At 69.5% G+C, this 26994-nt stretch carries 23 protein-coding genes; 16 read left to right on the top strand and 7 right to left on the bottom strand.

Annotated elements, in window-relative coordinates; translation table 11 throughout:
- Nucleotides 1-105: 105 nt before the first annotated feature.
- The 5 genes from lspA to Q9Q40_02740 are packed head-to-tail and all read left to right on the top strand — an operon-like array spanning nucleotide 106 to nucleotide 4104.
- Nucleotides 106-657 carry a signal peptidase II gene (lspA, locus tag Q9Q40_02760; protein ID MDQ7006132.1) on the top strand — a complete coding sequence of 184 codons (552 nt, stop codon included), beginning with the start codon at nucleotides 106-108 and terminating at the stop codon, nucleotides 655-657.
- On the top strand, nucleotides 638-1519 hold the full coding sequence (locus Q9Q40_02755) for a prolipoprotein diacylglyceryl transferase (GenBank protein MDQ7006131.1): 882 nt from the start codon (nucleotides 638-640) through the stop codon (nucleotides 1517-1519). Before lspA ends, Q9Q40_02755 begins: the two co-directional genes overlap by 20 nt.
- On the top strand, nucleotides 1516-2481 hold the full coding sequence (locus Q9Q40_02750) for an RluA family pseudouridine synthase (protein MDQ7006130.1): 966 nt from the start codon (nucleotides 1516-1518) through the stop codon (nucleotides 2479-2481). Before Q9Q40_02755 ends, Q9Q40_02750 begins: the two co-directional genes overlap by 4 nt.
- Nucleotides 2478-3416, top strand: a complete 939-nt coding sequence (locus Q9Q40_02745; protein MDQ7006129.1) for a DUF2520 domain-containing protein — start codon at nucleotides 2478-2480, stop codon at nucleotides 3414-3416. Before Q9Q40_02750 ends, Q9Q40_02745 begins: the two co-directional genes overlap by 4 nt.
- Before the next feature lie 34 nt (nucleotides 3417-3450).
- Complete coding sequence (locus tag Q9Q40_02740; protein MDQ7006128.1) at nucleotides 3451-4104, top strand: hypothetical protein; 654 nt, start codon at nucleotides 3451-3453, stop codon at nucleotides 4102-4104.
- A 28-nt stretch (nucleotides 4105-4132) separates the two neighbouring features.
- Here the strand turns inward: Q9Q40_02740 and Q9Q40_02735 are convergent, their stop codons facing one another.
- Entirely contained in the window at nucleotides 4133-5917 is a 1785-nt protein-coding gene (locus Q9Q40_02735; protein MDQ7006127.1) for an SLC13 family permease, read from the bottom strand.
- A 107-nt stretch (nucleotides 5918-6024) separates the two neighbouring features.
- Between Q9Q40_02735 and Q9Q40_02730 the strand changes: the two genes are divergently transcribed.
- Nucleotides 6025-7344, top strand: a complete 1320-nt coding sequence (locus tag Q9Q40_02730) for an MFS transporter (protein MDQ7006126.1) — start codon at nucleotides 6025-6027, stop codon at nucleotides 7342-7344.
- Here Q9Q40_02730 and glgC read toward each other — a convergent pair.
- The 3 genes from glgC to Q9Q40_02715 all read right to left on the bottom strand — a co-directional run bounded on the left by glgC (nucleotide 7316) and on the right by Q9Q40_02715 (nucleotide 11087).
- Nucleotides 7316-8566 (bottom strand): glucose-1-phosphate adenylyltransferase, encoded by a 1251-nt coding sequence (glgC, locus tag Q9Q40_02725; GenBank protein ID MDQ7006125.1) that lies wholly within the window; start codon nucleotides 8564-8566, stop codon nucleotides 7316-7318. The two genes, Q9Q40_02730 and glgC, sit on opposite strands and share 29 nt — an antisense overlap.
- Before the next feature lie 83 nt (nucleotides 8567-8649).
- On the bottom strand, nucleotides 8650-9030 hold the full coding sequence (locus Q9Q40_02720) for a response regulator (GenBank protein ID MDQ7006124.1): 381 nt from the start codon (nucleotides 9028-9030) through the stop codon (nucleotides 8650-8652).
- A 5-nt stretch (nucleotides 9031-9035) separates the two neighbouring features.
- Entirely contained in the window at nucleotides 9036-11087 is a 2052-nt protein-coding gene (locus Q9Q40_02715) for a PAS domain-containing sensor histidine kinase (GenBank protein ID MDQ7006123.1), read from the bottom strand.
- Between the two features lie 315 nt (nucleotides 11088-11402).
- Between Q9Q40_02715 and pruA the strand changes: the two genes are divergently transcribed.
- Both pruA and Q9Q40_02705 read left to right on the top strand, forming a co-directional pair.
- Nucleotides 11403-13037 (top strand): L-glutamate gamma-semialdehyde dehydrogenase, encoded by a 1635-nt coding sequence (gene pruA / locus Q9Q40_02710; protein MDQ7006122.1) that lies wholly within the window; start codon nucleotides 11403-11405, stop codon nucleotides 13035-13037.
- Between the two features lie 10 nt (nucleotides 13038-13047).
- Nucleotides 13048-14244, top strand: a complete 1197-nt coding sequence (locus Q9Q40_02705; protein ID MDQ7006121.1) for an aminotransferase class I/II-fold pyridoxal phosphate-dependent enzyme — start codon at nucleotides 13048-13050, stop codon at nucleotides 14242-14244.
- On the opposite strand, the gene Q9Q40_02700 is transcribed toward Q9Q40_02705, so the two are convergent.
- Nucleotides 14220-15542, bottom strand: a complete 1323-nt coding sequence (locus Q9Q40_02700; GenBank protein MDQ7006120.1) for a glycosyltransferase — start codon at nucleotides 15540-15542, stop codon at nucleotides 14220-14222. The genes Q9Q40_02705 and Q9Q40_02700 overlap by 25 nt on opposite strands.
- A 322-nt stretch (nucleotides 15543-15864) precedes the next feature.
- Here Q9Q40_02700 and Q9Q40_02695 point away from each other — a divergent pair, with 322 nt between their 5' ends.
- From Q9Q40_02695 to Q9Q40_02670, 6 genes are all read left to right on the top strand, one after another.
- A complete protein-coding gene (locus Q9Q40_02695; GenBank protein ID MDQ7006119.1) occupies nucleotides 15865-16212 on the top strand; it encodes a PqqD family protein in 348 nt (115 codons plus the stop codon).
- Nucleotides 16209-18905 carry an Ig-like domain-containing protein gene (locus tag Q9Q40_02690; protein MDQ7006118.1) on the top strand — a complete coding sequence of 899 codons (2697 nt, stop codon included), beginning with the start codon at nucleotides 16209-16211 and terminating at the stop codon, nucleotides 18903-18905. The genes Q9Q40_02695 and Q9Q40_02690 overlap by 4 nt, the downstream gene beginning before the upstream one ends.
- A 58-nt stretch (nucleotides 18906-18963) precedes the next feature.
- Nucleotides 18964-19683, top strand: coding sequence for a hypothetical protein (locus Q9Q40_02685; protein ID MDQ7006117.1), 720 nt, complete (start codon nucleotides 18964-18966; stop codon nucleotides 19681-19683).
- An 18-nt stretch (nucleotides 19684-19701) separates the two neighbouring features.
- Entirely contained in the window at nucleotides 19702-19839 is a 138-nt protein-coding gene (locus tag Q9Q40_02680) for a hypothetical protein (GenBank protein ID MDQ7006116.1), read from the top strand.
- 91 nt (nucleotides 19840-19930) lie between these two features.
- Nucleotides 19931-20860: a hypothetical protein gene (locus tag Q9Q40_02675; GenBank protein MDQ7006115.1), complete on the top strand. Its 930-nt coding sequence runs from the start codon at nucleotides 19931-19933 to the stop codon at nucleotides 20858-20860.
- Nucleotides 20857-22008 carry a radical SAM protein gene (locus tag Q9Q40_02670; protein ID MDQ7006114.1) on the top strand — a complete coding sequence of 384 codons (1152 nt, stop codon included), beginning with the start codon at nucleotides 20857-20859 and terminating at the stop codon, nucleotides 22006-22008. Before Q9Q40_02675 ends, Q9Q40_02670 begins: the two co-directional genes overlap by 4 nt.
- Here the strand turns inward: Q9Q40_02670 and Q9Q40_02665 are convergent.
- Nucleotides 21931-22980: a nucleotidyltransferase family protein gene (locus Q9Q40_02665; GenBank protein ID MDQ7006113.1), complete on the bottom strand. Its 1050-nt coding sequence runs from the start codon at nucleotides 22978-22980 to the stop codon at nucleotides 21931-21933. The genes Q9Q40_02670 and Q9Q40_02665 overlap by 78 nt on opposite strands.
- Nucleotides 22981-23014: 34 nt before the next feature.
- On the opposite strand from Q9Q40_02665, the gene Q9Q40_02660 reads away from it, so the two are divergent.
- Entirely contained in the window at nucleotides 23015-25795 is a 2781-nt protein-coding gene (locus tag Q9Q40_02660; protein ID MDQ7006112.1) for a putative metal-binding motif-containing protein, read from the top strand.
- Nucleotides 25796-25854: 59 nt separating this feature from the next.
- On the top strand, nucleotides 25855-26379 hold the full coding sequence (locus Q9Q40_02655; protein MDQ7006111.1) for a hypothetical protein: 525 nt from the start codon (nucleotides 25855-25857) through the stop codon (nucleotides 26377-26379).
- Between the two features lie 54 nt (nucleotides 26380-26433).
- Here Q9Q40_02655 and Q9Q40_02650 read toward each other — a convergent pair whose 3' ends face one another.
- Nucleotides 26434-26715, bottom strand: coding sequence for a hypothetical protein (locus Q9Q40_02650; GenBank protein MDQ7006110.1), 282 nt, complete (start codon nucleotides 26713-26715; stop codon nucleotides 26434-26436).
- Between the last annotated feature and the right edge of the window lie 279 nt (nucleotides 26716-26994).

Below are 26994 nucleotides of genomic sequence, written 5' to 3'. Positions count from 1 at the left end.
GGCGCCGACCAATCGCCCCGGTGCGCGAGGGACCGCTTCGGCTGCTATCCTCCCTGTTTGGCCACGTCGGGGAGCGAAGGCCCCCGAGCGGGGCGAGGAGTTCGAGTGAGAAGCACGAAGGGCGCGTTTCTGCTGGCCCTGGGCCTGCTCGCCGCCGACCAGGCCAGCAAAGCCTGGGCCGCCTCGGGAGCCCTGGACAGGCCCGTGGAGCTGGTGCCCGGCCTGCTGCGACTGACCCTGGGCTACAACAGCGGCGCCTTGTTCGGCATCCTGGCCGACCTGACCGGCCCCCCGCGGACGCTGATCCTGCTCGGCATCCCCTGCCTGGCCGTGGGGCTGATGGTCTACCTGCTGCTGCGCACGGGGGCCGCCGATCGAACGGCCCGCCTGGCCCTGGCGATCATGCTGGGCGGTGCCCTGGGCAACCTGGTCGACCGGATCCTCCACGGGCGGGTGGTGGATTTCATCGACGTTCACGCCGGCTTCGAACCGCTGCACTCGTGGTTGGTCGGGATTTTCGGCACCTCCCGCTGGCCCACCTTCAACGTGGCCGACATGGGTCTTTCCTGCGGTGCCCTGCTCCTGTTGGCGTCGAGTCTGGGCTTCAGCCGCGCGCCGCGTACCGAGGCGAGGGACGATGCACCCCTACCTGATTGACCTGGGCCGCTGGCAACTCCCCTGGCTGGGCGAAATCCACGTGGCGTTGCCCACTTACGGGCTGCTGGTGGCCAGTGGCGTGATCCTCGCCTGGATCTGGATGCAGCGCAGGGCGGAGCGGGAAGGCATCGACGCCGAGGCCTCTTCCCGGGCCGCCATGTGGGCGCTGGGGGGAGGTCTGCTGGGGGGCAAGTTGGGCCTGCTGGCGGTGGAAGGGTCCTGGTTCCTGGCTCACCCGGGCGACCTCCTCAAGGCCGACTTCCTCCAGGCCGCGGGGGTGATCTGGACCGCAGTGCTGGGGGGCCTGGCCGGACTGCTCTACGCCGCCCGCTCCGGTCGACTGCCCCTCGGGCGCCTGGTCGACGCCGCGGCCCCGGCCATCCCCATGGCCCAGGCCATCGGGCGCCTGGGCTGCCTGATGGCCGGCTGCTGCTTCGGCAACAGCTGCTCGGCCCCCTGGGCGGTGGTCTATGCCTCCGTGGAGGCCCGCCGGCGCACGGGCGTGCCGCTGGGCATCCCTCTCCATCCCGCGCCGCTCTATGAAGCGCTGGGTTCACTGCTGCTGGTGTTGCCCGTGGCCCTCTGGGCGACGGCCCGGCGTCGACGGCCCGGGGAGGGGGCCGCCGCTTACCTGGCGACCTACGGCACCCTGCGCTTCGGCGTGGAGTTCTTCCGTGGCGACACGATCCGCGGACTGTGGCTCTCGGGAACCCTCTCCACCAGCCAAATTCTCTCGGCGCTGATCGTTCCCCTCGCGGCGGGGGCCTGGATCTGGCTGCATTTCCGACCGGCGCCGCAGAGCGCGGCGGCCGAGGCTTCCGGGATCGCCCCGGCTCCCCCCGGGAAGAAAGCGGGGCCATGAGTGGCGTCGCGCACCGACACCGGGTCGAAGCGCCCGAGGCGAAACTGCGCCTCGACCGCTTTCTCGCCCTGCGTCACCCCGAGGTCTCGCGCTCGCGGCTGGCCGCCCTGGTCAAGGCCGGGGCCGTGCGCGTCGACGGTGCCGTCTGCCGCAAACCCTCCGAGCCCCTTTGCGAGGGCATGGACGTGCAGGTGGTCATTCCCGAGCTGGTCGAAGAGCGCCTCGAACCGGAGGCCATCGCCCTCGAGGTGATCCACGAAGACGACGATCTGCTGGTGCTCAACAAGCCGGCGGGCCTGGTGGTCCACCCGGGAGCCGGCGTGCGCCAGGGCACCCTCGCCGCCGCCCTGCTGTATCGCGACCCGGGGCTGGCGGGTATCGGCGGCGCGGGCCGCTGCGGGCTGGTCCACCGACTGGACCGGGGAACGTCGGGATTGATGGTGGTCGCGCGCAACGACCAGGCCCACCGCCGACTCTCGGCGGCCTTCCGCCGGCGGGAAGTGGAGAAGGTCTACGACGCCGTCGTCTGGGGTCGCCCCCGGGAGGCGGAGGGCGAGATCGAGCGTCCCATCGGCCGGGACCCCCGCAACCGGGTAAAGATGGCGGTGGACGTACCCCGGGGCCGCCACGCCCTCAGCCGTTACCGGGTGCGGGAGGAGGTCCCCGGCTTCGCTCTCGTGGCCGTACGCATCCTCACCGGCCGGACGCACCAGGTGCGCGTCCATCTCGCCGCCATCGGCCACCCCCTGGTGGGCGATGCGACTTACGGAGGGGAACGCTCCCGCTCGGTGGTCGACCCCCTGCGCCGCAAGGCCGTGCGCACCCTGGGCAGACCCGCACTCCATGCCCGGCGCCTGGCCTTCACCCACCCCACCACCGGCCGGCGCCTGGCCTTCGTCTGCGCCTGGCCGGAAGACCTCGAGGCCCTCTGGACGGCCCTCGGAGGGAGGCCGAACCGGTGACCCGCAACCCACCGCGAAGAGCGCGCCGGCGCTGGGGGATCATCGGCGCCGGACGGGCCGCCGGAGCCCTGTCGAGGGCCCTCGGCGAGCGTGCCCGCGGGGCCGGGCCGGCGGTTTGCGTATGGGCCCGCCGGGTGGCCCGCGCCCGCGCCCTGGGCCGGCTGCCGGGCGTGACCTCCACGGCGAGCCTGGATCGCCTGCTCTCCGGCTGCCGGACGGTCCTGCTGGCGGTGGAGGACGACGCTCTCGAAGCGATGACCCGGCGCCTGGTCCAGGCCTGGCCCACCCCCGGTCCGGATATCGTGCTCCACCTGGCCGGCGCGCGACCGGCGAGCGCGCTGGCCCCGATCGCCGAACGGGGCGCCGGCACGGGGGTCTTCCACCCCGTCGTCGCCCTGGCCGGACCCACCTCCGCCCCGCGCCTGAAGGGTGCCACAGCAACGATTTCCGGGGACGCACGCGGCCTCGACGCCGCCCGCGCCCTCTGCCGGCACCTGGGACTCGTGCCGGTCGAGATCGCCGACGAAGACCGCCCCCTGGTGCACCTGGCCGCCGTACTCGCCGCCGGCGACCTGGTGGCCCTGCTGGGCCTGGCCGAGGATCTGCTGCGCCGGGCCGGGGTCCCCGGTGACGCCGCGCGCAGACTGCTGGCCTCCCTGGCGCAAAGCGCCGTGGAGGCAATGGAACGGGACGGACCCGGGGCGGCGCTGACGGGCCCGGTGGTACGCGGTGACCTGCGAACCCTCGCGGCCCACGAGCAGGCCGCCCGGGGCCAGGGTCCGGAGGGGCGGCGGGCCCTCGAAATTCACCGGCTGCTGGGCCTGGAAAGCGCCCGCCAGGCCGCCCGTACCGGGCGCCTCGCCCCCTCCACCCTGCGCCGCCTGCGCCGCCTGTTCGGCGGCCCTCGGCTTGCCGGCCCCGCCCGCCGCCCGTAGTCTCGGAGCCAGACTTCGAGGAGATCGACCGCCCATGCCCGGAACCCGCCGCCTGCTGATCCTCGCCACCCTCGTCGCAGCTCTCGGCCTGGGAATGCCCCTCGAGACGCCGGCCCAGGACGTTCATGCCTCCGAATCCCGCGGCGGCCCGAAGAAGCCGACCCGCAAGCGCCGGGGGGCTCGCCTCGAAGCACCGCCGCTGACCGCCGAGGGCGTGTTCACGGGGACCTGGCGACGGGTGGCTCCCGGCGAGCGTCAGGCCCTGCACCTGCGTCGGGGCGAAGACGACCAGTGGGAACTGCGCCTCTACTGGACCGCCGGCAGCACCTTCCAGCTGGACACCCAGTGGGAGACGCGGCACGAGATGCTCGTCCAGGGCTACCCCTCCTTCATCGAGATCCGGGTCGATCCCGAGCGCTCCTCGGACGAAAGGATCATTGCCAGCTATCGCCGTGAGGCAGAGGGGCAGCGAGGCTCCAAACTGGTCGAGACCGGCACGCTGGAGATCTTCCGGGCCACCCGGGGAGGGCGTCTTCTGGTGTGGCAGATCGAGCCCCTGCACCGGGAGGTGACCGTCGCCGATCCCCTCTATCCCGACGAAGCCCGGCACCAGGAAGACAGCCGCCAGATCTGGATCATGGAGAAGATCGCCAACCGGCTCGTTCCCTGGGACGACATCCCCTGGTAGATGCCACGCCGCCCCGGCCCTTCGCGTGTCAGGACCCGCCCAGGCTGTAGTGCAGGGGAATCAGCGCCATCAGCAAGACGAAGCAGCCGATGGTCAGCGGTGCGCCGAAGCGCAGAAAATGGCGGAAGCGATAGCGCCCGGTGGACATCACCAGCAAGCAAGCCGGCTCCAGCGGCGTCATGAAGGCCAGCGAGGCCGCCACGGCCACAGTGATGGCGAAGGGCCGGGCGGGCGCGCCGATCTGCGCCGCGGTGGACAGCGCGACGGGCAGCACCACCAGGGCCGCGGCCGCGTTGGACATGGACTGGGTCAGCAGAACCGTCAACCAGTACATGCAGGCCAGCAACAGCAGGGGCGCAGCCTGCTCACCTCCCAGCAGGTGCACCAGATTCTCGGCGGCCCAGACGGCCGTCCCGGTCTCCTGAATCGCCACCGACACCCCGATCATCGCCCCGACCAGCACGATCAGCTTGAGGTTCAGCGAACGGTAGACCTCGTCGAGCGTCATGCAGCCGGCCAGCACGACTCCCATCGCCCCCGCCAGGAACGCCAGCGGAATCGGCACCATGCGGGTCGCTCCGGCCAGCACCGCGAGAAAGAAGATGAGCAGCGAGAGCAGCTCCTTGCGGGCTTCGTAACGGGGCAGAATCCGGTCGTCGAGCAACAGATTCAGCGGATCCCGGGCGATCTGCCGGATCCGTTCCAGCGGGCCCAGAATCAGCAGATCATCGCCCAGGCGCAACACCATGCGCCCCACCTTCTCCACGATGGAACCGCCCCGGCGCCAGACGGCGATCACGTCGATGCCGTAGCGGCTGCGGGGATCGACCTCGGCCAGGGTGCGACCGATCAGCGGCGAGTCGTAGGAGATCGTCGCCTCCACCAGGGCCGGTTCGCCGCCACTGGCCGCCGGCGCCTTGCGTGAGCGTTTGCGGGTCAGTCCCGCCGCCTGGGCGCCCCGGTTGATCGCCGCGGCATCCCCCTCCACCACGACCACGTCCCCCGCTCGCAGGCGGGTGTCCAGCACGCCTTCCGACAGTCGCGCCGCCCCCCGAATCAAGCCGATCGGGGACAGGCGATAGCTCTTCTTCAAAGCCATCTCCCGCAGGTTGCGACCGACGGCGGGCGAGCCTTCCTCCACCACCAGTTCGGTGATGAACACCCGCCTGATGTCCTGATTGCGAGCCTCGTCCTCCCTTCCGGCCCGGCCCGGAAGGAAGCGCGAGATCACGACCAGATAGAGCAGGCCGAATGCCGCCAGCGGCAGGCCGATCGGCGTCAGCTCGAAAACTCCCAGGGGCTCGAAGCCCGACCGGAACAACATGCCCGAAACGGCCACGTTGGTCGAGGTACCGGTCAGCGTACAGACCCCGCCGAGCAGCGACGCGTAGGCCACCGGCATCAGCAGGCGCGAGGGACGCACCCGGTAGGCCCGGGCCAGAGTCTCCGCGACGGGGATGAACATCGCCGTCGCCGCAACGTTGTTGATGAATGCGGAGACCACCAACACGGCGCCGAAAAGGGCGAAGGCCATGAACTCCGCCCGTCCCCCCGAGAGCGTCCGGATACGGTGGGCGATGCGCTCACCGGCACCATTGCGGACGAGGCTGGCCGAAAGCACGAGAATCGAGGCGATCATGATCAGAGCCTGGTCGCCAAAGCCGGAGAAGGCCTGCGTCGGGTCCAGGATACCGGTGGCGGTCAGCACCACCAGCGCCAGCAGGGCGACCATCTCCACGGCCAGGACCTCGGTCCAGAAAAGGACCATGGCCACACAGACCACGAGCACCACGACCAGGATGTCGACGCTCACCTTGAGTCAACCTAAACCCGGAAAATGGGCCGGATCCCTGTGGAATGATAACCTGAGCCCATGCTCCCCTGTCTTGCCCCCCTGCCGGCCCACCGCCCGCCGACCTCGTGATCGCCTCTTCCTCCCCGTCGCCGCGAGGGCCTGTCCTCGGTTCGCTGCTCGGTGTCCTCCGGGAATGTCCCGACTATCGCCGCCTCTACCTGGCCCGTAACGCGAGTCTCCTGGGGGACTGGTTCAACCTGCTGGCGGTCCTCGCCCTGCTGCGGGAACTGGGTGCCGCCAGTGCTTCGGCCGTCGGCACACTGATCATCCTCAAGCTGCTGCCGGTCAGCCTGGCCGGGCCCGCCGCGGGCGTCGTGGCCGACCGCTTCTCCCGCAAGACGATCATGATCGTCGCCGATGGGGCACGATTCCTGCTCGTTCTGGGCATGTTCGCCGCGCCCGGCTTCGGCTCGGCCGGCATCTGGCTGCTCTATACCCTGACTTTCCTGCAGATCACCGCCCAGGCCTTTTCCGAGCCGGCCCGCATGGCCAGCGTCCCCAACCTGGTGCCCGAGTCTTCCCTCGGCGCCGCCAACGCTCTCGGCGCGTTGACATGGTCACTGATGTACACCCTGGGGGCCGCCGTGGGGGGCATGGTGACGAGCCTGCTGGGTTGGCGCATCGCCCTGGCGGTGGATGCGGCTTCCTACCTGGTGTCGGTGGCGATCCTCGCCCGGGCCGGGATCCCCTCGCCCGCGCCCCGGGAAGGTCCGGGCGGGCTGGCCACCTGGCTGGGCCTGAGAGACTTCGCCGCCGTGGGCCGTTATCTGCGCGAGCACCCCAAGGTGGTGGCACTGCTCAGCGCCAAGAGCGGATGGGGTGCCGCCGGGGCGATCAGCATGATGCTGGCCCTCTACGGCGAGCGCGTCTATCCCCTCGCCGGCAGCCCCGACCTGGGTATCGCCCTGCTCTTCGTGGCCCGCGGCATGGGAACGGCACTGGGTCCCCTGATCTCCCGCCGACTGACCCAGGAGCGGGAGGGCCCCCTCAAGTGGGCCATCGGCCTGTCTTTCGTGCTCGCTGGAAGCTGCTACGCCTTCTTCGCCGGCACGTCCTATCTTCCCCTCGCCCTGGGCCTGGCGGTGCTCGCTCACATCGGCGGCAGCACCGTGTGGGTCTTCTCCACCCTGCTGCTCCAAAGGGAGGTGCCCGATCACTTTCGCGGCCGGGTCTTCGCCGCCGAACTCGGACTGTGTACGGCGGCGATCAGCGCGAGCACCTGGGGCTGGGGCTGGCTGATCGATCAGAACCGGGTCGACCTGCGCCAGATGACCCTCGGTGTGGCGCTGACCATGTTCCTGGCCGCCGTCGGCTGGATGCTGGCCCTGTTCGCCGCCCGCCGGGCCGGGCTACGGGTCAGAAGCGCTCACCCTTGGGCACGATGACGACGCCTTCCCCGGTGACAGTGAAACGCGCCCGATCGGCCTCCGCGTCGACACCGATCTTCGTTCCGGGCGGCACCACCACTCGTTTGTCGATGATCGCCCGCCGAATCTCGGCATGGCGTCCGACTTCCACCCCATCCATCAGGATGCTGTCGGTCACCGATGACCAGGAGTTGACCCGACAACCCGGACCGAGGATCGAGCGTTCCACCCGGCCGCCGCTGACCACCGTCCCCGGCGCCACGAGAGAATCGAGGGCGTGGCCGACACGTCCCTTCTCACCGCCGGCGAAGACGAACTTCGCCGGCGGGCGCTGGGCGGGGGCCGAGCGCAGCGGCCAGCTCTCGTCGTAGAGGTTGAAACGGGGGGAAACCCGGCAGAGATCCATGTTCGCCTCGTAGAAGGCGTCGAGGGTGCCGATATCCCGCCAGTATCGCGGTGAACCGCTGCCGGCGCCCTGGAAGACGTGAGCCGTCACCCGCGCCCCGGCCGCGACCAGGCCCGGCAGAATGTCGTGACCGAAATCGTGGCGTGAAGTCTCACTGCGGGCGTCGCGGGAGATGGCCCGCACCAGCTTCTCGGTGCGGAAGATGTAGACCCCCATGTTGGCCATGACCGGCGGTCCCTGCGGATCGATGTCCGAAGGTTTTTCCCGGAACCCCACCACCCGCCCCTTTTCCGCTTCCACCACGCCGAAACGGGAGGCCTCACAGGCCGGAATTTCCAGCACGGCGATGGTGGCGTCCGCGTCCGTCGCCAGGTGCTCGGCCAGCATCTGCCGGTAGTCCATGCGGTAGACGTGGTCGCCGGAGAGGATCAGCACCTGCTCGGGGCGCTCTTCTTCGAGCGTGTAGATGTTCTGGTAGACCGCGTCTGCCGTTCCCTGGTACCAGCGGCTGCCCACCCGGAGCTGGGGCGGGAGCACCTGGATATATTCCCCCAGTTCACCGCTGAGGAAACTCCAACCCTCGATCACGTGCCGCATCAGGGAACTGGCCTTGTACTGGGTCAGCAGGTGGATCCGGCGCAAGCCGGAATTGATGCAGTTGGACAGGGTGAAATCGATGATCCGGAAGCTACCGCCAAAGGGCACCGCCGGCTTGGACCGGTCTCGGGTCAACGGGTAGAGCCGCTCTCCCTTGCCGCCGGCGAGAATGAAGGTGGCGACACGCCGCAGGCTCTCCGGGTGAAGCGTCGGAACGAACTCGGCCGAGGTGGTCATCGAGGGACTCCGCTGGAAGGTGGGGTCCCCACCTTAGCCCGGATGCCGCGTGCGCGCCCGGGGCGAAAGCCCCGGGTGACGAGTCAGAGTTCGGGTGGGCCCACGTGGGAACGTTCCTCGAGCAACTGCCCGATTTTCTGCTTGAGTTCCGTGGTGTCAGGCCCCTTGGTGACATAGGCATCGGCCGCCCAGGAGGTGAAATCGTCACGGTAGGCATCGAAAGCGGTGTTGAGAATGATCGGCACGCGGCGGTCCCGATCGAGGATGCGGGCCATCGCTTCCAGGCCGTTCATTCCGGGCATGCGCACATCGAGCACCACGAGGTCGGGCTGCTCGCGGGTGAACAGGGCGACTCCTTCCTCCGCCGTCCCCGCCTCGAGAACCTGGTAACCGAGCTCTTCGAGTTCTTTGCGGTAGAGCAGCCTGAGGTTCGCCTCGTCGTCCACGATGAGGATTCTCGCCATGGGTCTTACTCCTCCTCTGCCGGCACCGGGGCCCGGGCCAGCGGCAGAACAATGCGAAAGCGGGCACCGCGACCGGGGCGGCCGTCGACGCTCAGGGATCCCCCACACTGGCGAACGAGTCGCCGGGAAAGGGCCAGACCAAGGCCGGTGCCCTGCTCCTTGGTGGTGTAGAAGGGCTCGAAAATTTTCTCCGCCTGCTCGGCGCTCAGGCCCGGACCGTCGTCCTCCACCACCAGGTGCACGGCACCCCTGAGCCGGAGGGCCTCGACCCGTACCGTGCCTCCGCCGGAAACGGCATCGAAAGCGTTGCGCAGCAGGTTGTCGAGGACTTCCAGCAGGACGTCCCGGCCGCCGCGTATGCGCGGCAAGCCCTTCTCGACACTCACCTCGAGGTCGATCCCCTGGGCCCGGGCCAGGCCCTCGTAGCGCTTCATCGCCGCGGCGAGCAACTCCTCGGGCAGCACCGTTTCCCTCGGGTCTCCCCGCGCCACCCGCACTTCCTGGCGTACCCGTTCGAGAATCGCCTCCATGCGGGCGGTCTCCTCCACCAGAATGCGGACGTCTTCCCGCCGGGGGTCGTCCTCACCCACGTTGCGCTCGAGGCGCCGGGCGAAACCGCCCACCACCGCCAACGGATTGCGGATCTGGTGCACGATCTCGGCGGCCAGTTCTCCGAGGGCCGACATGTGTTCGGCCTGCAGGAGCTGTCCCTGCAGGTGCCGGAGCCGGGTATGGGCTTCGTGCAGGTCGGACAGCCGCCGGGCCAGCTCATCGTGCAGCCGGGCGCGCTCGATGGCGCCGGCGGCCGCCGCCGCGATCACTCCGGCGAAGGTGAGAAGATCGTCCTCCGGCGCGGGACCGCCGGGCGCGACGGCCCCGGCCAGGACTCCCAACCGCCGGCCCTGGGTCACCAGTGGAGCCAACACCACCTGGTCGCTGCCCAGCAACCGGCAGAGCATCTCGGCCCCCCCCCCTTCACCTCGACCATGCACGAGAATCGACGCCGGACTCTCGAGGGCCGAGGACAGGACATCGGCCGTCTCGCCGAGGGGCACCGCCAGGTCACGGATCTCGAGTTCCATCCGGCGGTCTTCCCCGCTCGGCTCGGCGAAGGCCAGGTCTTCGAGCTGCTGGGCCAGGTGGCCCTCCCCGACACCGCCACCGGAGGCGGGCGAACTGCGCACCAGCCGGCCCCGCAGCACTTCCTTTTCGTCTCCCTCACAGAGAAAAAGCGCCCCCCGGGCCAGGGCCAGGCCCCGGGGATGGACCACGGCGGCGAGGATCACCCGCAGCACCTGATCCAGCCGCGCGGTTCGGGAAAGCACATGGTCGATCTCCCGCAGGATCGAGATCTCACCCAGCTTGCGCTGCAGAGCGAGGCTGACCCTCCGCTCCCGCGTGATGTCCGTGAGAATCGCCACGGCGGCCTCGGCCACGCCCCCGGGGGCCGGCACCACGGCCAGGGACAGCCTGACCAGGGCCTGGCCGGATCCGCTGTCGAGGCGCACCTCGTCGACCTCGAGCCCTCCCCGGCTGACCAGGATCGCAGCGAGCCGCTCCCCTCCGGCCGGCAAACAGCCCTCGGGAAGGAGTTCGCCCAGCGCCCGCCCCCTGAGCCGCTCGAGTCCCTCCCCCAGCAGCCGGACGGCGGCGGGATTGGCATTGACCACACGCATCGCTGCATCGAGCAGGAGGACTCCCGCGCTGACGTGCCGCAGGCCTTCGGCGAGCACCCTCTCGCGGAAGATCTCGTCGGAGAACAAACTTTCCGCCGGTCCCGCATCGATCACCACTTCGAGGAGCTGCCCCGAGGGGGTGCGCATCTGCACGAGCATCTGCCGCCGCCCGAAACGGCCGGGACGACGCTCGGGTATCCAGCACTGGTGCGCCTTCCCGGTCGCCAGCACTTCCTGGCGCCGACAGTCGAAGCAGTCACTTTCCCGGCGAAAGAGACTCTCGTGGCAGTCCTGTCCGATCAGGCCGCTGCCCCGGCTGCGCTCGAGGCCGGGGCTCAGCCAACGGATGCGCCCCTCCGGGTCGAGAAGGGCGAAATGCACCCCGCCCTGATCAAGGGTGGCCAGGACCTCCCTCGGATCAGTGAGCCGTCCCGCCATCGTCGCGGGGGAGTGCGAGCTTTCGTCGGACGTGGGAGGCCTCCCGACCCGTGATCGCGGGTACCGCGCAACACCCCGAAACGACGGCCGATGCGCGCCTCCGAGTATAACGCGCCCGACGCCCCCGGCGGGCAGAACCTGGCCCGGGAAAGAGGCGTGCCGGATCCACGATCCGGGTTAGACTTGGCGTCTTCCCCACCGATGGCGACCATCCATTTCCCTGCCCGGCGCAGCGCGGGGCGTGCCAGGAGATCGATCATGCCCAACGGCGTTTTTCAGGTTCCCCCCCCCAGCAACGAGAAGATTCTCGACTACGCCCCCGGATCACCGGAGCGAGCCGAACTCCGCGAGCAACTCGAGGCGTGGGCCGCCGAGCCCCTCGAGATTCCCTGTATCATCGGCGGCCGCGAAGTCCGGACGGGAAAGATCGCCCGCCAGGTGCTGCCCCACCGCCACCGCCACGTCCTGGCGGAATACCACATGGCCGGAGAGCGGCAGGTGCGCGCGGCGATCCGGGCCGCCACGGAGGCCTGGGAGAGCTGGTCCCGCATGCCCTGGGAAAGCCGGGCCGCGGTGTTCCTCAAGGCCGCGGACCTGCTCGCCGGCCCCTACCGTGCCGACGTCAACGCGGCGACCATGCTCGGCCAGTCGAAGACCGCCCACCAGTCCGAGATCGACGCGGCCTGTGAGCTGGCCGACTTCTGGCGGTTCAACGCCTACTACATGCAGCGTCTTTACCAGGAGCAACCCGAGAGTTCGCCGGGGTGCTGGAACGTGGTGGAGTACCGCCCCCTCGAGGGTTTCGTCTTCGCCATCACGCCTTTCAACTTCACGTCCATCGGCGGCAACCTGCCCACCGCACCGGCGTTGATGGGCAACACGGCGATCTGGAAGCCCGCCTCCACCTCGGTGGCCTCCAACTACGTGGTCTTCAAGGTCCTCGAGAAGGCCGGCCTGCCCCCCGGAGTGATCAACTTCCTGCCCGGCCCCGGCCGGGTGCTCGGACCGATCATCCTGCCCCACCAGAAACTGGCCGGTGTCCACTTCACCGGGTCGACGGAGGTCTTCCAGGGCATCTGGGAGACCGTCGGCACCAACATCCGGAACTACCGCTCCTACCCGCGCCTGGTCGGTGAGACCGGCGGCAAGGATTTCGTCTTCGTCCACGCCTCGGCCGAGCCCGAGGAGGTGGCCACGGCACTGGTCCGCGGCGCCTTCGAGTACCAGGGCCAGAAGTGCTCGGCGGCCAGCCGGGCCTATGTCCCCCGCTCCCTGTGGACTCGCATCCGGCGCCACATGAAGGCCCAGCTCGCGGAGCTGAAGGTGGGAGACATCACCGACTTCACCAACTTCTGCGGCGCCGTGATCGACAAGGCCTCGTTCACCAAGATCTCCTCCTACCTCGCGGCGGCCAAGCGCTCGAGCCGCTGCCGCATCGTCTTCGGGGGTGGCACCGACTCCAGGGAGGGCTGGTTCATCGAACCCACCGTCGTCGAGGTCGACGACCCGCGCTACCGCCTGATGCAGGACGAACTCTTCGGACCGGTCCTGGCCGTCTACGTCTACAACGACAGCCGCCTGGACGAGGCCGTCGAACTCTGCTCGACGACCAGCCCTTACGCCCTGACAGGAGCCGTTTTCGCCCGCGACCGCAAGGCCGTGCTGGCGATCGCCAACGTGCTGCGCCACAGCGCGGGCAACTTCTACATCAATGACAAGCCCACCGGTGCCGTCGTCGGCCAGCAGCCTTTCGGAGGAGGCCGCGCATCGGGAACCAACGACAAGGCCGGTTCGGTGCTCAACCTGATCCGCTGGGCGTCACCTCGGACGATCAAGGAAACCTTCGTCCCGCCGCGTCACTTCGGCTATCCCTTCCTCGCCCCCGACGCCTGAGGAGAACGCCATGGAAGCCGTGCGTACCGCTCAACGCATCGAGGGGGTGACCTACGCGGTCCGTGACGTGGTGCTGCTCGCCCGACAGGCCGCGGCCGCGGGCCGGGAGATGATCTACCTCAACATCGGTGATCCCTGCCAGTTCGATTTCCGCACACCGGAACACGTGCTGGAGGCGATCGTCAAGGCCCTGCGGGACGGCCACACCGGCTACGGCCCCTCGGAAGGCACCGCCGAGGCCCTGGAGGCCATCCGCCGGGATGCCGAGGAGCGCAAGGGCATCACCTCGGTTCAGGACATCCTGGTGGGCCATGGAGCCTCCGAGCCGATCGAGATCCTGCTCACCGCCTTGCTCGAGCCCGGAGAGGGGGTTCTCGTGCCGCGCCCGGGCTACCCCCTCTACCCCGCCGTGCTGGCCAAGCTCGGGGCCCGGGCGATCCCCTACGACCTGGACGAAAGCGCCGGATGGCAGCCGGATCCCGACCAGATCGAAAGCATGGTCGATGGCGGCACCCGCGCCCTGGTCCTGATCAATCCCAACAACCCCACCGGTTCGGTGGCCTCCCGCCGGACCCTCGAAAAGGTTCTCGAGATCGCCGCACGCCATGGCCTGGTGGTCCTCTCCGACGAGATCTACGACCGGATGATCCTCGACGACATCGACCACGTGGCCACGGCCAGCCTGCGCGACGACCTGCCCATCGCCACCTTCGGGGGACTGTCCAAGGTCTGGCTCGGTCCGGGCCTGCGCATCGGCTGGAGCGTGCTCAGTGGACCGGCGCGCACAGTCGCGCCCCTCGCCGAGGCGATGGGCCGGCTGGCCCGCGCCCGGCTCTGCGCCAACCACCCGATTCAGCATGCCGTGCGGCCGGCCCTCGACGGGCCCCGGGATCACATCACGAAGACCAACGCCGCCCTGCGGCGCCGCCGGGACCTGCTCGTGGAAAAGATCAACGCCATCGAGGGCTGGAGCCTGGTGCCCCCCCGGGGAGCTTTCTACGCCTTCCCCCGTTTCGACCTGCCGGTGGAGGACACCCGGCTGGTCCGGGAGATGATCCTCCAGCACGGCGTGGTGCTGGTCCACGGCAGCGGTTTCGGGCAGAAGCCGGGAACCGAGCACGTACGCATCGTCTTCCTCCCCGGCGAGGCGTTGCTCGACGAGGCCTGCCGGCGGCTGGCGACTTACACCCGGGGACTCTCGGCCTGATCCGCAACGCCCGGTGAGCTCTTGCGCGGCGGCGGCGCGGGCCTTTCCGTGCCGCCGTCCGCCGCTTCGAGCCCCCGGGCCCCGGCCTGGCGGTAGAGTTCCAGCAGATCCCGCGAGAGGCGGCGGGGGTCGAAGACGCTCTCGACGAAGGCCCGCCGGCCGAGCGGATCGCCCGGCACGCAACCGGGATCGTCGACGAAGGCGTCGAGCGCGGCGGCCCAGGCCTCGGCGTCCGCCCGGGGCAGCAGCAGGCCCCTGGGCGAAGCCGGGCGGCACTGCCACAGGCCGGGGCCTTCTCTCTCCCATCGGCAGCCCAGCAGTTCCCCCACGCCGCCCACCGCGGAAGCCAATACCGGCCGACCGACCCACAGGGCCTCGAGAATGCTGACCGGTGTCCCCTCCGAGCGGGAGGGCAGGACCAGGCCATCGGCGCGAGCCATCTCCCGCAGCGGATCGGGGCGCGCGCCCCGCCACTGCCAGCAGGGGCCCAGCCCGTAGGGGCCCAGGATCCCCTCCACCTCCGCGCGTACGGAGGGGTCGACAGGCCCCACCACCACCACTTCCAAGCGCCGCGCCTGCTTCGCGCTGCGGGCCACCAGCCGGGCATGGGCCCGGGCCAGGTGATCGAGCCCCTTGATCCGCACCCCCCGACCGACGAAGACCAGGCGCCGCCGGGAGCCGGAGAAGGCGCCGGGCGGCCAGGGTGGCGCGGGGCCGCAGGCGGCGGGATCGAAGGCCAGGGGTTGGACACGGATGGGAAAACCCGGCCGGACGCCCAGCAAGCCGGCGATCTCGTCCCGCTGTCCCGGGGAAAGAGTCAGCAGAAGGTCCGTTGCGTGACGCAGCAACCGCCGCTCGATCCAGCGCCAGGCCGGTGCGAGCTTCCCGGAGGCTTCCTTCGACAGGGAGTGGCCGTGAAAAGTGTGTACGAGCAATGGACCACCACCATCGAGGCGCCCGGCCAGCCGCCCCAGGGCCCCGGCCTTGGCGGTGTGGGTATGCACGACCCGGGGGCGCAAACGCCGCAGGGTCTCCCGCAACGCGGCGAGGGCCTGCAGATCCCGGCCGGGAGAGGGGCTGCGAATCAGCGCATCGAGGCGCAGCACGGGCAGTTCGGGATAGCCCTCCAGGCTGGCGATCGCCTCCTCCTCGTGGGGCCCCGCCTTGCCGCAGACCAGCAGGGGCTGGAAACCGCGCCGGCCCAGGGCATCGAGACTGGTGAGGACAGGCCGGGTCGGCCCCCCGACCACGAGGCGGGTCAGCAGGTGAAGCACCAGAGGCCGCGCGGACGATTCCATTGCAGCACTTTCGCAAAGGCTCCGCCTCGACGCAAGGAGTGCAGAGGGGAAAAAACACCGAATAGGATCGTAAGCCTGTGGACATTGGCGGGTTGTTGGGATAGTCTCCCGACCAGCGGCAGCCCTGCCGGTTGAGGCCGGGCCAATGCGGCGACCGGCGTGGTGCCCGGAAGAGGCCCGGAAATGGCCTTGCCACCTTGCCGAGGGGGCCTAGATTCGAACCGGAGGCGGGTTTACGCAACCGTCGAAGTTCGGTGCCTTTTGGGTATGGCGCCGGCCGCGGAGGATGAACGGCGTCCCTTTCGGAGAGGCGCCGCCGAGGGTGACCTTGGAGCAGCGATACAAGCGCAATCCACGGCTCGCCGAGCAGATGCTCGGCGGAAAGGCGGTGCTCCTGCACTACGAGGGGCGGCGCATTCTTGGCCTCAACGAGACGGGCTCCCGAATCTGGGAACTTCTCGATGGCCGGCGCACGCTTACGGAAATCGCCGACCTCCTCGCCCGGGAGACGGGGGCTCCCCGTCCCGACGTCCAGGCCGAGGTGACGGCATTTGTCGCCGATCTCGCCAGTCGCGAGTTGGTCGTTCAGACAGGCAAGGCAGCCCCCGTGGAACGCCCACGGGATCCCCGCCCAGGGTCCGGGCGGGATGTCTCGGAGGAGATGCAATGAAGGCAAGCGGTGTGATGCAAGGCGCGAAGACAGCCCACGCCGGACGATGGATGGCGCGGGTGGCCTTGGCCCTGGTCCTGGCCCTTGGGGTCGTGTCCTGGGCAACGGCTACGGCAACGAGCTGTGGTGGAGCCGAGACCGATGGCGGGGGGTACTCCTGCACCAAGCCCACCCTGCCGGATATGATCCCCGACATCTCTGGGACCGGCACGGCGATCACGAGTTGGAAGCCCAAGGGTTGCTCCGGTGACGACTGCTATGCCCTGGTCGCTCTCGGCTCGACCTTCACCTACTACGGTACCGCCTACACCGAAGGTTATGTCGGCAGCAACGGCTATCTCTCCTTCGGAGCCGGCTATACCAACGAGGTCAGTGCCGAATCGATTCCCGCGTCGCCCAACCCCAACAACGCGATCTACGCCTACGGCGACGACCTCAACCCGTCCGCCGGTGGCAACATCTACTACCAAGCCACCACCTGTACCGTGGACCGGGATTCGAACACGGTCAACGATTCCTGCTTCGTCGTGCAGTGGAATGCGGTCCCGGACTTCGATGCCACGGGAACCGTCACCGTCCAGCTCGCCCTGGACTTCGCCACCAACGAGGCGCTGATCGAGATCGAAGCCGAGACCACCGACGCGGGAACGCCCCGCCTGGTCGGCACCGAAAACTTGGCTGGCTCGATCGGCCTGTGGTACAAGCTGGGAACGGATACCGATTCTCGCGGCGCCACCGCCGCCGACCAGTTCATCTTCTCGCCCGACAATGGCGCGCCCGCGGTCAGCAGCACCACTCCCGCGGACAACGCCACCGGAGTCGGCGTCTCCACCAGCGTGGTCGTCAACTTCGACGAAGCCATGGACACCTCCTCGGTCTCCTTGACCGTTCTCTCCGGCACCGACCCGGGAGGCTGGTCGAGCACCTGGAGCAATTCGAACCAGACGGTGACCTACACCCATGCCGGCTTCAGTGACAGCGATACGCTGGCGCTGCAGATCACCGGGCAGGACGTCGCGGGCAACGCGCTGACCAATGTCAACAACACCGCCGCGACCTGTACCTCCGGCTATTGTTGGGATTTCACCACAGTCGACCTGACCGCGCCTTCGGACGTCAGCAAGCTGACCACCGCCGCGACCGACCTCTCGGTCACGGCCGAGTGGGCGCCACCGGCCGACAGCGATCTCAGCGGCTTCCTCGTGCTGCGCCACACCGGCGCTCCCGTCGATTCCGACCCGGTGGACGGTACGACCTATTTGGTGGGTGACGTGATCGGCACCGGCAACGACGTGGTCTGTGTCACCGCCGCTTCGGGCGGTGCCGTCGATTCCTGCACGGACAACACCGTGACCAACAACCAGACCTACTACTACAAGGTCTATGCCTACGACACGTCGAAGAACTACGCCGCCGGTGTATCCCGCACGGCTCTCCCGCGCTCGAATCAGAGCTACAAGTTCTCCTACACCACGAGTTCGAGCACCCTGGCCGCACCCGGCGTCGTCGCCAATACCTACATCGTCGGCACGGGCAACGACCGGCTGCTCCATCGCATGGCGGAGGCCACCGGCTCCCGGGGCACCTGGAATCCGCCGTCCACCGGTGGAGCGGTTCAATCCCGGCCGATCTCCGGTGACCTCGATCTGACGCCGGGCACCGACTACACGTCCTTCATGTCGGCCCAGAACGGTTTCCTCTATCGCTTCGCTCTCGACGGCAACGGGGCGACGGCCGAAGGCAATGCCGACGCCATCACGGACGCCGCCTGCGCCTCCGGCCTGCTCCAGGCCGGCCCCGTGGTCATGCTTCAGGACGCGGGCAACAACGGCATCACCGGCGACCAGGGTGTGATCGTCGCCACCCGATGCGGCGCGACAGACAACAAGATCCTGATCTACGACCTGGCCCTCACCGCCCTGCAGAGCAGTTACGACGGCGGCACGGGCGGCCTGGGCATCTCCAACGCCTCGCCGATCATCCTCTACATGTATACCGCCTCCACCAAGAACCTGGTCTACGTCCCCGTCCGCAGTGGCGGCGGCGAGTCCCTGGTGGTGCTGGCGGTCAACAGCCTCGGCCAGTTCGACTCTCCGCCCTATGCGGTGATCACGGGCATCGGCGACATCGATGCCACCCCCGCCTTCGCGCGCCGGGGCAGCAACCGGAACGACTGGATCGTCGCCGTCGGTAACACCGCCGGGGAAATCTACACCTACCAGTCGACCGCCCGCACCGGTGGAGCGGGAACGTCCCTCAACCCCGTCGACAGCTACCTGGTCGCCACTGGTGATGGCCCGGTCAAGGGCATCTCCATCAGCACCGGCGTGGCGGTCTCCCCCGGTTACGAGAACTGGCTGGTCTGGACCACGGACAACACCGTCCATGGCATCAAGATCGGCACCGATGGCTCGTTCGACACCACCACGTACTGGTCCCGGGCGATCGCCGGCGCCTCGGTTCCCCTGGTTCTGCGAGGCGTGGGCGGCGGTACGGCCACCCGCGTCTACGTCGGCAGTTCGGATGGCAAGCTCTACGAGCTGAACGCCGCGGACGGAAGCATCGTCTCGAGCCCCACGGTGGAATCCGGCAAGACCATCGGCGACCCCACCTTCGACTATGCCGACGGCACGAATCAGGGCATCGTCGTGGGGACCACGGGCGGCTCTTTCCACTGGGTGGTGCTGAACTAGAGGAACAGCGATGGGAAGCGGGAGGCCGGGCCTCCCCTTCCCGCGAGGAGATAGACTGATGAAGATCAACAACGACTCCTGCCAGAGGCTGATCCGCATCGCCCTGGTGGCCTGTGTGAGCCTGGCCATGGTTCTGACGGCTCTCGCCGATCGGCCGCGCAACATGGGTGTGCGCTCGGTACGCACGACTCCCGCCACCCGGGTGGCAGCTCCCGCATCGCTCCCTGCGCCCCCCGCGCCCAGCGCCTCCGAGGTCGGGGCCATCACCGCCCTGGTGGTCACCGACGTGGACCCGGGCGCCATCGTCCGCGAGGCCGGTCGGTACGCGGGTCCCCGCCCCTTCATGGGCCCCTTCGACGCCCACGACACGCTCAATGTCTACGTGGTCGCGGCTCTCGACCGGGCTCAGCTCGGCGACCAGCCCTTCGACCAGGTGACCACCTTCCACCTGCCCGATGGCAGTGTCTACGAGTCGCGGGTCACCCCGGTCGACCCGCAGGGCTCGCCCGGCCAGACCATCGAGCGCCCGGAGCTGGCACCCCACCCGGTGCGGGTGGCCCTGGTAGCGCCCTTGGGCCCCGTCGCCGCCGCCCTGCCCTCCGCCGCCGATCTCGGCGCCGCCGGGGACCAGGTTTTCACCAGCGTGATCCTTCCGGTCAGCGGCACCTGGATCACCAAGCACAACCTTTACGGAACGTGGACCGCTGAGGTATCCTTGGTCCGCGATGGGGAGGTCTTTGCCGCGGCGCAGACCTCCTTCGAACTCGGAAACTTCTGAGACAACGGGGGCTACCTGATGAGCGCAACCCAGAACGAGAAAAAGAAGACCTGGATTCGACCGGCCATCGAGTGGGAAGAAGATTACGAACCGGTGGTCTTCGCCGCGTCCTGCACCAGCGAGGCCTTCAACTGCGGAGGCGGAGCCCACAGCTAGGGGCCGCGACCATCGACCACCAGACAGACCGGGCCCCTCGTTGCGGCGAGGGGCCTCGTTCTACGCACCATGCGTTGGCGGAGAACAGAGCGTGAGCGGCGAGCACCATCGCACGATCAGCATCGGCGGCCTGTCCCTGGACATCGCCCTGACCCTCGATTCGATGATCGAGCGGGTCGAAGAGCGCTACGCCGGTTTCCTCGGCGACGCTTCCCCGGAGATGGAAATCACGCTGGAGATCGACGCCTCCGCGCCCTGCTTCCATCCCGTCTGGGTCGACAACCCTCCCGTGGAAGCCGAGGGCGACCTGGGTATCGCCTCTCTCCGGGGCGAGGGCCTGAGCGCCGTGATCGACTGGGACGCCCGCCGCGCCCAGGCCCGGATCCCCGATTCCCTGGCCCACCTGGACCTGATCGTGCGGATCGTGCTCGGCGGCCTGTTGCTGCGGGAGGGCGGCACCCTGCTCCACGCGGCGGCCGTGCGCCACGATGGTTTCGGCCTGATCTTCTGCGGCCCGTCCGGGGCCGGCAAATCCACCCTGGCGAAGATCTCGCGCGAGGCGGGTGAAGAGATCCTCTCCGACGAGATGGTCGTCGTTCGCCGCTCCGGCCAGGGAGTCAGGGTTTTCGGCACCCCCTTCTGGAAGGGCTCGCCGACGGCGGCTCCTGCCGGAGGCCTCTTCCTTCTCGAGCACGCCCCCACCCCCCGGGTCCAGCCCGTGGCGCCCGCACGCTGCCTGGCGGAGGTCCTGCAGGCGGGCGGCGCACCGCTCGCGCTCCCCGCGGTGCAGCAGGCCTTCTTCGACGCGGCGGCCCGTTTGATCAAGCGGATCCCCACCTACCGCCTGGCCTTCGCTCCCGATCCCGGGTTCTGGCGCGCCATCGACTCTTTGCCCGAATTTTCCTTCTTCCGCCCCCGGCGCCCGGCGCCGACGACTCTCCCGAAAGCCACGGCGCCGGCAGCCCTCGGGCCGATTCCCCTGCGTGCCCGCCCTCCCGGGCGGCAAGGAGGTACCCCATGAGCCAGGCACTGGCAGCAATGCTCAAGCAGGCCGAACAGAGCCTGGTCCCCCTGTCCATCCTTTTCGAGCTGACCAATCGCTGCAACGAGGATTGCACCCACTGCTACGTAGACCTGGGGGACATCGAAGGCGAACTGACCACCGAGGAAGTCACCGATATCCTCGACCAGCTCCGGGCCATGGGCACACTCTTTCTGACCTTCACCGGCGGCGAGATCTTCACCCGCAAGGACATCCTCGTCCTCGTCCGCCACGCCCGCAGCCTCGGCTTCGCGCTCCGCCTGTTCACCAACGGCACCCTGCTCCGCGATCGGGACATCGAGGTGCTCGCCGAAGCCAGCGTGATCGGCGTGGAGATGTCGCTCTACGCCATGGACCCCCAGGCCCACGACAAGGTGACGCGGATCCCCGGCTCCTGGAACAAGACCACCAACGCGGCCCGACGCCTGCGAGCGGCCGGCGTTCCCGTGGTGCTCAAGGCCCCGATCATGGCGGGCATCTCGCGGGAGTACGCCAAGGTCCTCGCTTTCGCGCGGGAAATCGGCGCGGAATACCGCTTCGATCCGACGCTCATCGTGCGGAACGATCTGGACGACTCCCCCCTCGACCACCGTATGAGCCGCGCCGACCTGCTCGGCTTTTGCATGGACCCCCACCTCGGTCAGGCGGTGGCTCCCGGTACGGGGCACAAGCCGGAGCCGGGGCAGTCGATCTGCGCCACGGCCCGACGGGTCGCCCTGATCTCCTCCCGGGGTCGGGTCTACCCCTGCTCTCAGCGTTTCCCGCCGGCAGGCTCCTTGCGCGAACAGAGCTTCAAGGAAATCTGGGAGACTTCGCCGCTGCTGCTCCGGCTGCGCAATATCACCGCGCAGGATCTGCCCGTCTGCTCCGGCTGTGAACAGAACTCATTCTGCGGGCGATGCTCGCTCGATGCCCTTTTCGAGGACGGCGACTTTTTCGGCCCCAACACCTGGCGCTGCGAACTGGGAGAAATTCGCGTTCAGGCCTACGAAAAGGGCGGAACCACGGAACTCGAAAAGATCCACGCCCGCATCCAGGAACGGGCCCGGTCAGGCGGCCGGCTTCCCGCCCTGTCTGCGTCGGCGGCGCCAGGCTCGACCGCCGGCCCAGGCGGCCAGGGCCAGTAGGTCCCGCGGCCGGTCCACCGACAGGGCCGCCACCAGTCGCCGACGCCAACCTCCCGGGCCGGCACGCTCCTGCTCGGCGCTGAGGGCCTCGATCCATCGACCACGGATCGAAGGACCGCCCCAGCGGCCCGGGAACCCGCCGCCGAAGAGGCGCTCGACCCGTGTCATCGCCGCCCCCAGGGCCACGGCGCCACCCACGTCCCGAGCCCGCTCGAGCACCTCCCGCGGCTGCACCCCCGTGGTTTGCAGCAGCAGGTACATGTCGAGCCACCAGACCCAGCGCGCCAGCGCACCGTGGAATGCGACGGCATGCAGGGCCAGGAAGACAAGCAGATCCTCGAGAGCCAGGCGGCCGACCGCCGCCAGTCCCGGCTGTGCCTCGGCACGGGCGAACACCGCATCCAGCTTCCAGTGCGTGCGGTGCCGGGCCCCCAAGGCCCAGTGCAGATCCACCTGCAGCCGGGGCCGGATCTGGCTGCGGTAGGTGCTGGCGAACCAGTGCCGGCGGGCATCGAGAGGATCGGGGTGGTCGCAGATGAAACCTGCCGCGGCCAGCACCGCCTCGGCCTGGTCGAGTTGCTCTGGACGCACCAGCAAATCGATGTCGTTGCTCGTGCGTTCACCCGGAGGATAGATCCGCTGGCAAAGATCGGCGCCCTTGAGGACGATCAGCCGAACCCCCTGCTGAACCGCCCGACGATCCAATTCGCCCAGGGTTTCGCAGAACAACCCCTGCTCGCCCACGCCCCGACGCCAGGCGGCCACCAGGTCGCCGGCGCCCGGCGAGTCGGCCTGCCCGTGGGCCGCGAGACGCCCCCCGGCGCGAGCGGCGAGACGATGGGCGCGGGCCATGGCGAGCAGATATCCGTCCTGCCCCCGAGGCCATGCCGGCCACTGCTCCGGAGCATGGCCGGAACAGACGGCCAGCAACCAGCGGGCGGCGGGGCTGCCAGGTTGGAAGGTGGGGTTCATTGCGCTCCGACGGCTTAGACCGTACTCAATGCCCATGCTAACCCGTCTGCACTCGGCTCGCCGAAGTCCGACCCTGCTCGTTCTCGCTCTCCTCCTGACGTTCTTCGGCCTGGTAGCGCCCACGGCCCAGGGCATGGCGGAGCTTTGCGACGGCCGCGACAACGATGCCGACGGCACCGTGGACAATCTCTGTCCCGCAAGCTGCTCCGATCCCAGGGCCCTGGAGGCGGAGCTGGCCCTGGCCGACGCCGCCTGGTCCTCCGATCTGGGTCGCGACCGGTCCCTGGTCTGGGATGGACGAGCCTACGCCGCGGTCTGGGTCGAAACCCAGGGGTTCGACACGCGCGTGGTGTTCCACCGCTTCGATCCGGCAGGTCAGCCTCTCGGTGATCCGCTGATTCTCAGCGATCCGGTACCCATCGACGCCAATGCCGTCATCGCCTGGTCGGGCAGTGGTTACGGCGTGGCCTGGTCGGCGGAGGATTTCGGCCTGCCGGAGCTGTTCTTCGCCGCCATCGATCAAGCCGGTCAGCTCACCGCGGGCCCTCTGCGCGTCTCCAGCGCCGGCGAGGACGCCCAGCGGCCGTCCATCGCCTGGGACGAGGATCGGTGGGTCGTGGCCTGGGCCTGGTACAACAGCCGCATCCACCTCCAGCGGATCTCTCCCGCGGGCGCCCTTCTGGGGGACGAGGTCTGTGTCACCTGCGATACCCCATCGGGAGCCGGCGACATCAGTCTCGCGCCGGGGGGAGGCCAGATGGGTATCGGCTACTCCGACAGCCATGGGGGCGTACGCTTCGTCCGTACCGATCGCCAGGGACTTCGCCTCGGCCCACCCACGGACCTGACCTTGCAAACCGGCGCCGGCCAGCCCAGCCTGGTCTTCACCGGCTCGGTCTACGGACTGGTCTGGTACGACCGCCGGGACGGCGACGACGGGATCTTCTTCAATCGCCTCGACATGGCCGGCAACGTTCTCGATACCGACCGCAGAATCAACGATGGCGACGCCTACGCGGGTACGCCTTCCCTGGCCTGGACCGGCGAAGAGTTCCTCGCCGCCTGGGGAGGCGGCAACGGGCCCGCCTATTCGATACTCTTCGCCCGCCTCGACGCTCAGGGGCAGCCCCTGGCCGCGCCCCTCTACATCCCCGCCGGCACAGGGCCCTACGCTCGACCGAGCCTGGTCTGGACCGGAGCCCGACCGGCCTGGATCCGAGACGAGGACGCGCTGGTCTCCCAACGCAATATCCGGCTCCGGCTGCTCTCCTGCTGTACCGATGCCGATGCCGACGGCACGGGTTTCTGCGACGGCGATCGGGACGACGGCGACCCCGATTCCCATCCCGGGGCCGTCGAGCTCTGCGACGGCCGGGACAACGACTTCGACGGCACCCTCGACGAGGGCTGCGACACTTCCTGCCAGGCGGCGCCCTTGACGGCCCTGGAGTCTCTCGGCGAACAGCGACCTCTCGGCCCCGCCGTGGCGAGCCGGGGAGCCGGGCGGGAGGACTTCGTCGTCCGGGGCGACGCGACGCGGAGCGGACGCCAACTGGTGGTCGAGCGAGGACCTCCGTGGCAAGACTCCACCGTGGAAGAAGATCCGGCGGAAAGTCGGGACCCGGCGGCGAGCTGGAGCGGCGGGCGCCTGGTCACGGTCTTCGAAGACCTCCGCTCGGGACAGGCCCGCCTGCGCCTGAGTGAGTTCGACGGGGACGGGACGGCCACCACAGCCGACCGGGAACTGACCCCGGGCGCCGACGCCGGCGCTCGGCCGGCGCTGGCCTGGGGCGGCAGACGCTGGGGCCTGGCCTTCCTCCAGGGCTCCCCGCGCCGACCCGTCTGGACCTTGCTCGGCCCCGGCGGAGCCCGGTTGCTGAGGGAGGCCCCCCTCGGCAGCGAGGAGCAGGCCGCGGCTCCGGAGGCGGTGATCAGCCCGGCCTGGGGCGGCGGCTTCGCCCTCGCCTGGCTCTCTCCCGCAGCCGGCGACCTGGCCGTCCGGCTGCAACTCTTCGACGAGGAGGGCGCGACCCGCGGCGCCGCCGTGGAAGTGGCCGCCGCCGCGCCGGGTCGCCACGATCTCGCGGTGGGCCGCTCGGCAGAGGGCTACCTGCTGGCTTGGGCCGAGCCGACCGCCGCGGGGGCGGATGTCCTGGTGGCGGCTGCGGTCGACCGCGATCTGGCCCCCCTCGCCGCACCTGATGCCATCACCACCGAGGGCGGAGCCCCCGACGGGCTGAACCTGGTGTTCACGGGCAGCGAAACGGTGGCCATCTTCCGCGACCTGCGGGATGGGGGACGCTATCGGCCATTCCGACTCCGTCTCGGTGCCGACGCCGGCACCCTCGGCCCCGCCACCCCGCTGGGCAGCGACCGGGACACCGGCCCCCCGGCGGCGAGTTGGACGGGAAGCGGCGTGAGGGTGAGCTGGAGCCTCCCGGCAGCGGCCGACACCGAGACGGTACGCACCGCAATCGTGGACTGCGCCGCGGCCGCCGTCGCCGCCCCGGTCCGCAACCTCGCCTGGCTGGACAAGACCACGTTGACCTGGGACCCGGTGGAAGCCGCCGTCTACGACCTGGTCAGCGGCGATCTGGCCGAACTCGCCGCCACCGGTGATTTTTCGGCCGCCGTCGACCACTGCGAGGCCGATGACCTGCCCCAAACCCAGGCCACGGTTCCCGACCGTCAGCTTCCCCGCTTCTATCTGGTCCGGGCGGTGGTGGCCGGGACACCCGGCAGCTGGAATGCCGATGCCCCGGGAACCCCGGACCGGGACCCCTCCATCGCCGCCTCCCCCACCGGCTGCCCCTGAAGGAGAGCTTGCCCCCCCCGCCTTTCGGGCCGAGCTTGAACCCGGGAGGCAAGAACGGGATGAAGAGCAGCCATCCGCTCGAGAAAGGGATCCCCCACCCGCTGATCCGCGTCCTGACTCTGGTCGTGCTGATCGCCCTCGCCGGGGCGCCCGGCCGTGCGGGCGAAGTGCCACGCGCCTCGGAAGGGAGCGGGTGGGACTTTCTCTCGACCCTGGATCACGACGAGCGCGCCCTGATCGAAGGCTACGCAGCCCAGGCCCGCCAGCTCCAGCGCATGGCCCTGGAACTTGCCCGCCGTTATCCCGGCCCCCTGCTGGAACTCCAGGTCCGGCGGGATTTGCGCCGGCTGCGCTGGCGTACCGCCGGCCCCTGGGCCGGCCGCTGGTCCGAGGCCCTGGTCTGCCCGGAAGACCGCCGGGCTTTCCGGCAGGTGGAGGGTGTGACCGCTGAAAGCTCGGCCCGCGGCGAATGGATCCGGCTGGCTCTGCGGGGTGACCGGCTGCTGAGCGCCCCCGGCTGGGCGGGCCATGCCCTGCTGATCCGGCCCGACGGTACCCTCGTGCGCCTGATGCGCCTGGAGTGAGAAAAACGCCGCCTGCCGGCGGCGTTTTCCTCGAGGGGCCGACCGGCCAGTGCCTCAGTGGCGACCGAGCAACCAGACCCCTCCCGCGATCGCCATCAGCGGAAGAAACAGGGGGGCGAGTATCACGCAGGCCGTAAAGGCCAGCAGAATCGCTCCGATGCCCATCACCGCCACCGGCAGGCCGACAAGCACACCCACCAAGGCCGCCAGGGTCGCCAGGAGCTTGATCGGAAGCAGAACCACCACGAGGAAAAGGCGAATCAGCGTTCCGATTACGATACCCATAGCGGCCAGGGTCCCCAGCAGCAAGACGATCAAGGCTCCCAGTTCGAACATCTTCTCACCTCCTCCGCCGGGGCCCGACCTGACGCCCCACCGGAAAGTGTACAACGCTCGGCGGCCGGCGGGGTTTCCGCCGGCGGGCGAAAAACCCCACCGTGGAGCGAAGAATGTACCCCGTGGCCCCGGGGGCCGGGGGGGGCGCAAGCCGCCGGGGGTGTCCGGACCCTGTCCGCGGCACCTGTCCGCATGCGGACACCTCGTCCCCAAACTCCGCGCCCGAGCGCGGGTTCAAACTGGCCCCGCTCTTGCTCTCCCACGGGGCATGGACTGGCC

The sequence above is a fragment of the Acidobacteriota bacterium genome (assembly GCA_030949985.1).
Lineage (GTDB): Bacteria > Acidobacteriota > Polarisedimenticolia > J045 > J045 > JALTMS01.
This window is presented reverse-complemented; position numbering and strand designations above follow the sequence as displayed.

Bases quoted from the DNA above. Each gene is read 5' to 3' on its own strand.
- Q9Q40_02690 (MDQ7006118.1), top strand. From the start codon at position 16,209: ATGAAGGCAAGCGGTGTGATGCAAGGCGCGAAGACAGCCCACGCCGGA.
- Q9Q40_02755 (MDQ7006131.1), top strand. From the start codon at position 638: ATGCACCCCTACCTGATTGACCTGGGCCGCTGGCAACTCCCCTGGCTG.
- Q9Q40_02705 (MDQ7006121.1), top strand. From the start codon at position 13,048: ATGGAAGCCGTGCGTACCGCTCAACGCATCGAGGGGGTGACCTACGCG.
- pruA (MDQ7006122.1), top strand. From the start codon at position 11,403: ATGCCCAACGGCGTTTTTCAGGTTCCCCCCCCCAGCAACGAGAAGATT.
- Q9Q40_02700 (MDQ7006120.1), bottom strand. From the start codon at position 15,542: ATGGAATCGTCCGCGCGGCCTCTGGTGCTTCACCTGCTGACCCGCCTC.
- Q9Q40_02720 (MDQ7006124.1), bottom strand. From the start codon at position 9,030: ATGGCGAGAATCCTCATCGTGGACGACGAGGCGAACCTCAGGCTGCTC.
- Q9Q40_02665 (MDQ7006113.1), bottom strand. From the start codon at position 22,980: ATGAACCCCACCTTCCAACCTGGCAGCCCCGCCGCCCGCTGGTTGCTG.
- Q9Q40_02740 (MDQ7006128.1), top strand. From the start codon at position 3,451: ATGCCCGGAACCCGCCGCCTGCTGATCCTCGCCACCCTCGTCGCAGCT.
- glgC (MDQ7006125.1), bottom strand. From the start codon at position 8,566: ATGACCACCTCGGCCGAGTTCGTTCCGACGCTTCACCCGGAGAGCCTG.
- Q9Q40_02670 (MDQ7006114.1), top strand. From the start codon at position 20,857: ATGAGCCAGGCACTGGCAGCAATGCTCAAGCAGGCCGAACAGAGCCTG.
- Q9Q40_02680 (MDQ7006116.1), top strand. From the start codon at position 19,702: ATGAGCGCAACCCAGAACGAGAAAAAGAAGACCTGGATTCGACCGGCC.
- Q9Q40_02655 (MDQ7006111.1), top strand. From the start codon at position 25,855: ATGAAGAGCAGCCATCCGCTCGAGAAAGGGATCCCCCACCCGCTGATC.
- Q9Q40_02685 (MDQ7006117.1), top strand. From the start codon at position 18,964: ATGAAGATCAACAACGACTCCTGCCAGAGGCTGATCCGCATCGCCCTG.
- Q9Q40_02660 (MDQ7006112.1), top strand. From the start codon at position 23,015: ATGCTAACCCGTCTGCACTCGGCTCGCCGAAGTCCGACCCTGCTCGTT.
- Q9Q40_02650 (MDQ7006110.1), bottom strand. From the start codon at position 26,715: ATGTTCGAACTGGGAGCCTTGATCGTCTTGCTGCTGGGGACCCTGGCC.
- Q9Q40_02750 (MDQ7006130.1), top strand. From the start codon at position 1,516: ATGAGTGGCGTCGCGCACCGACACCGGGTCGAAGCGCCCGAGGCGAAA.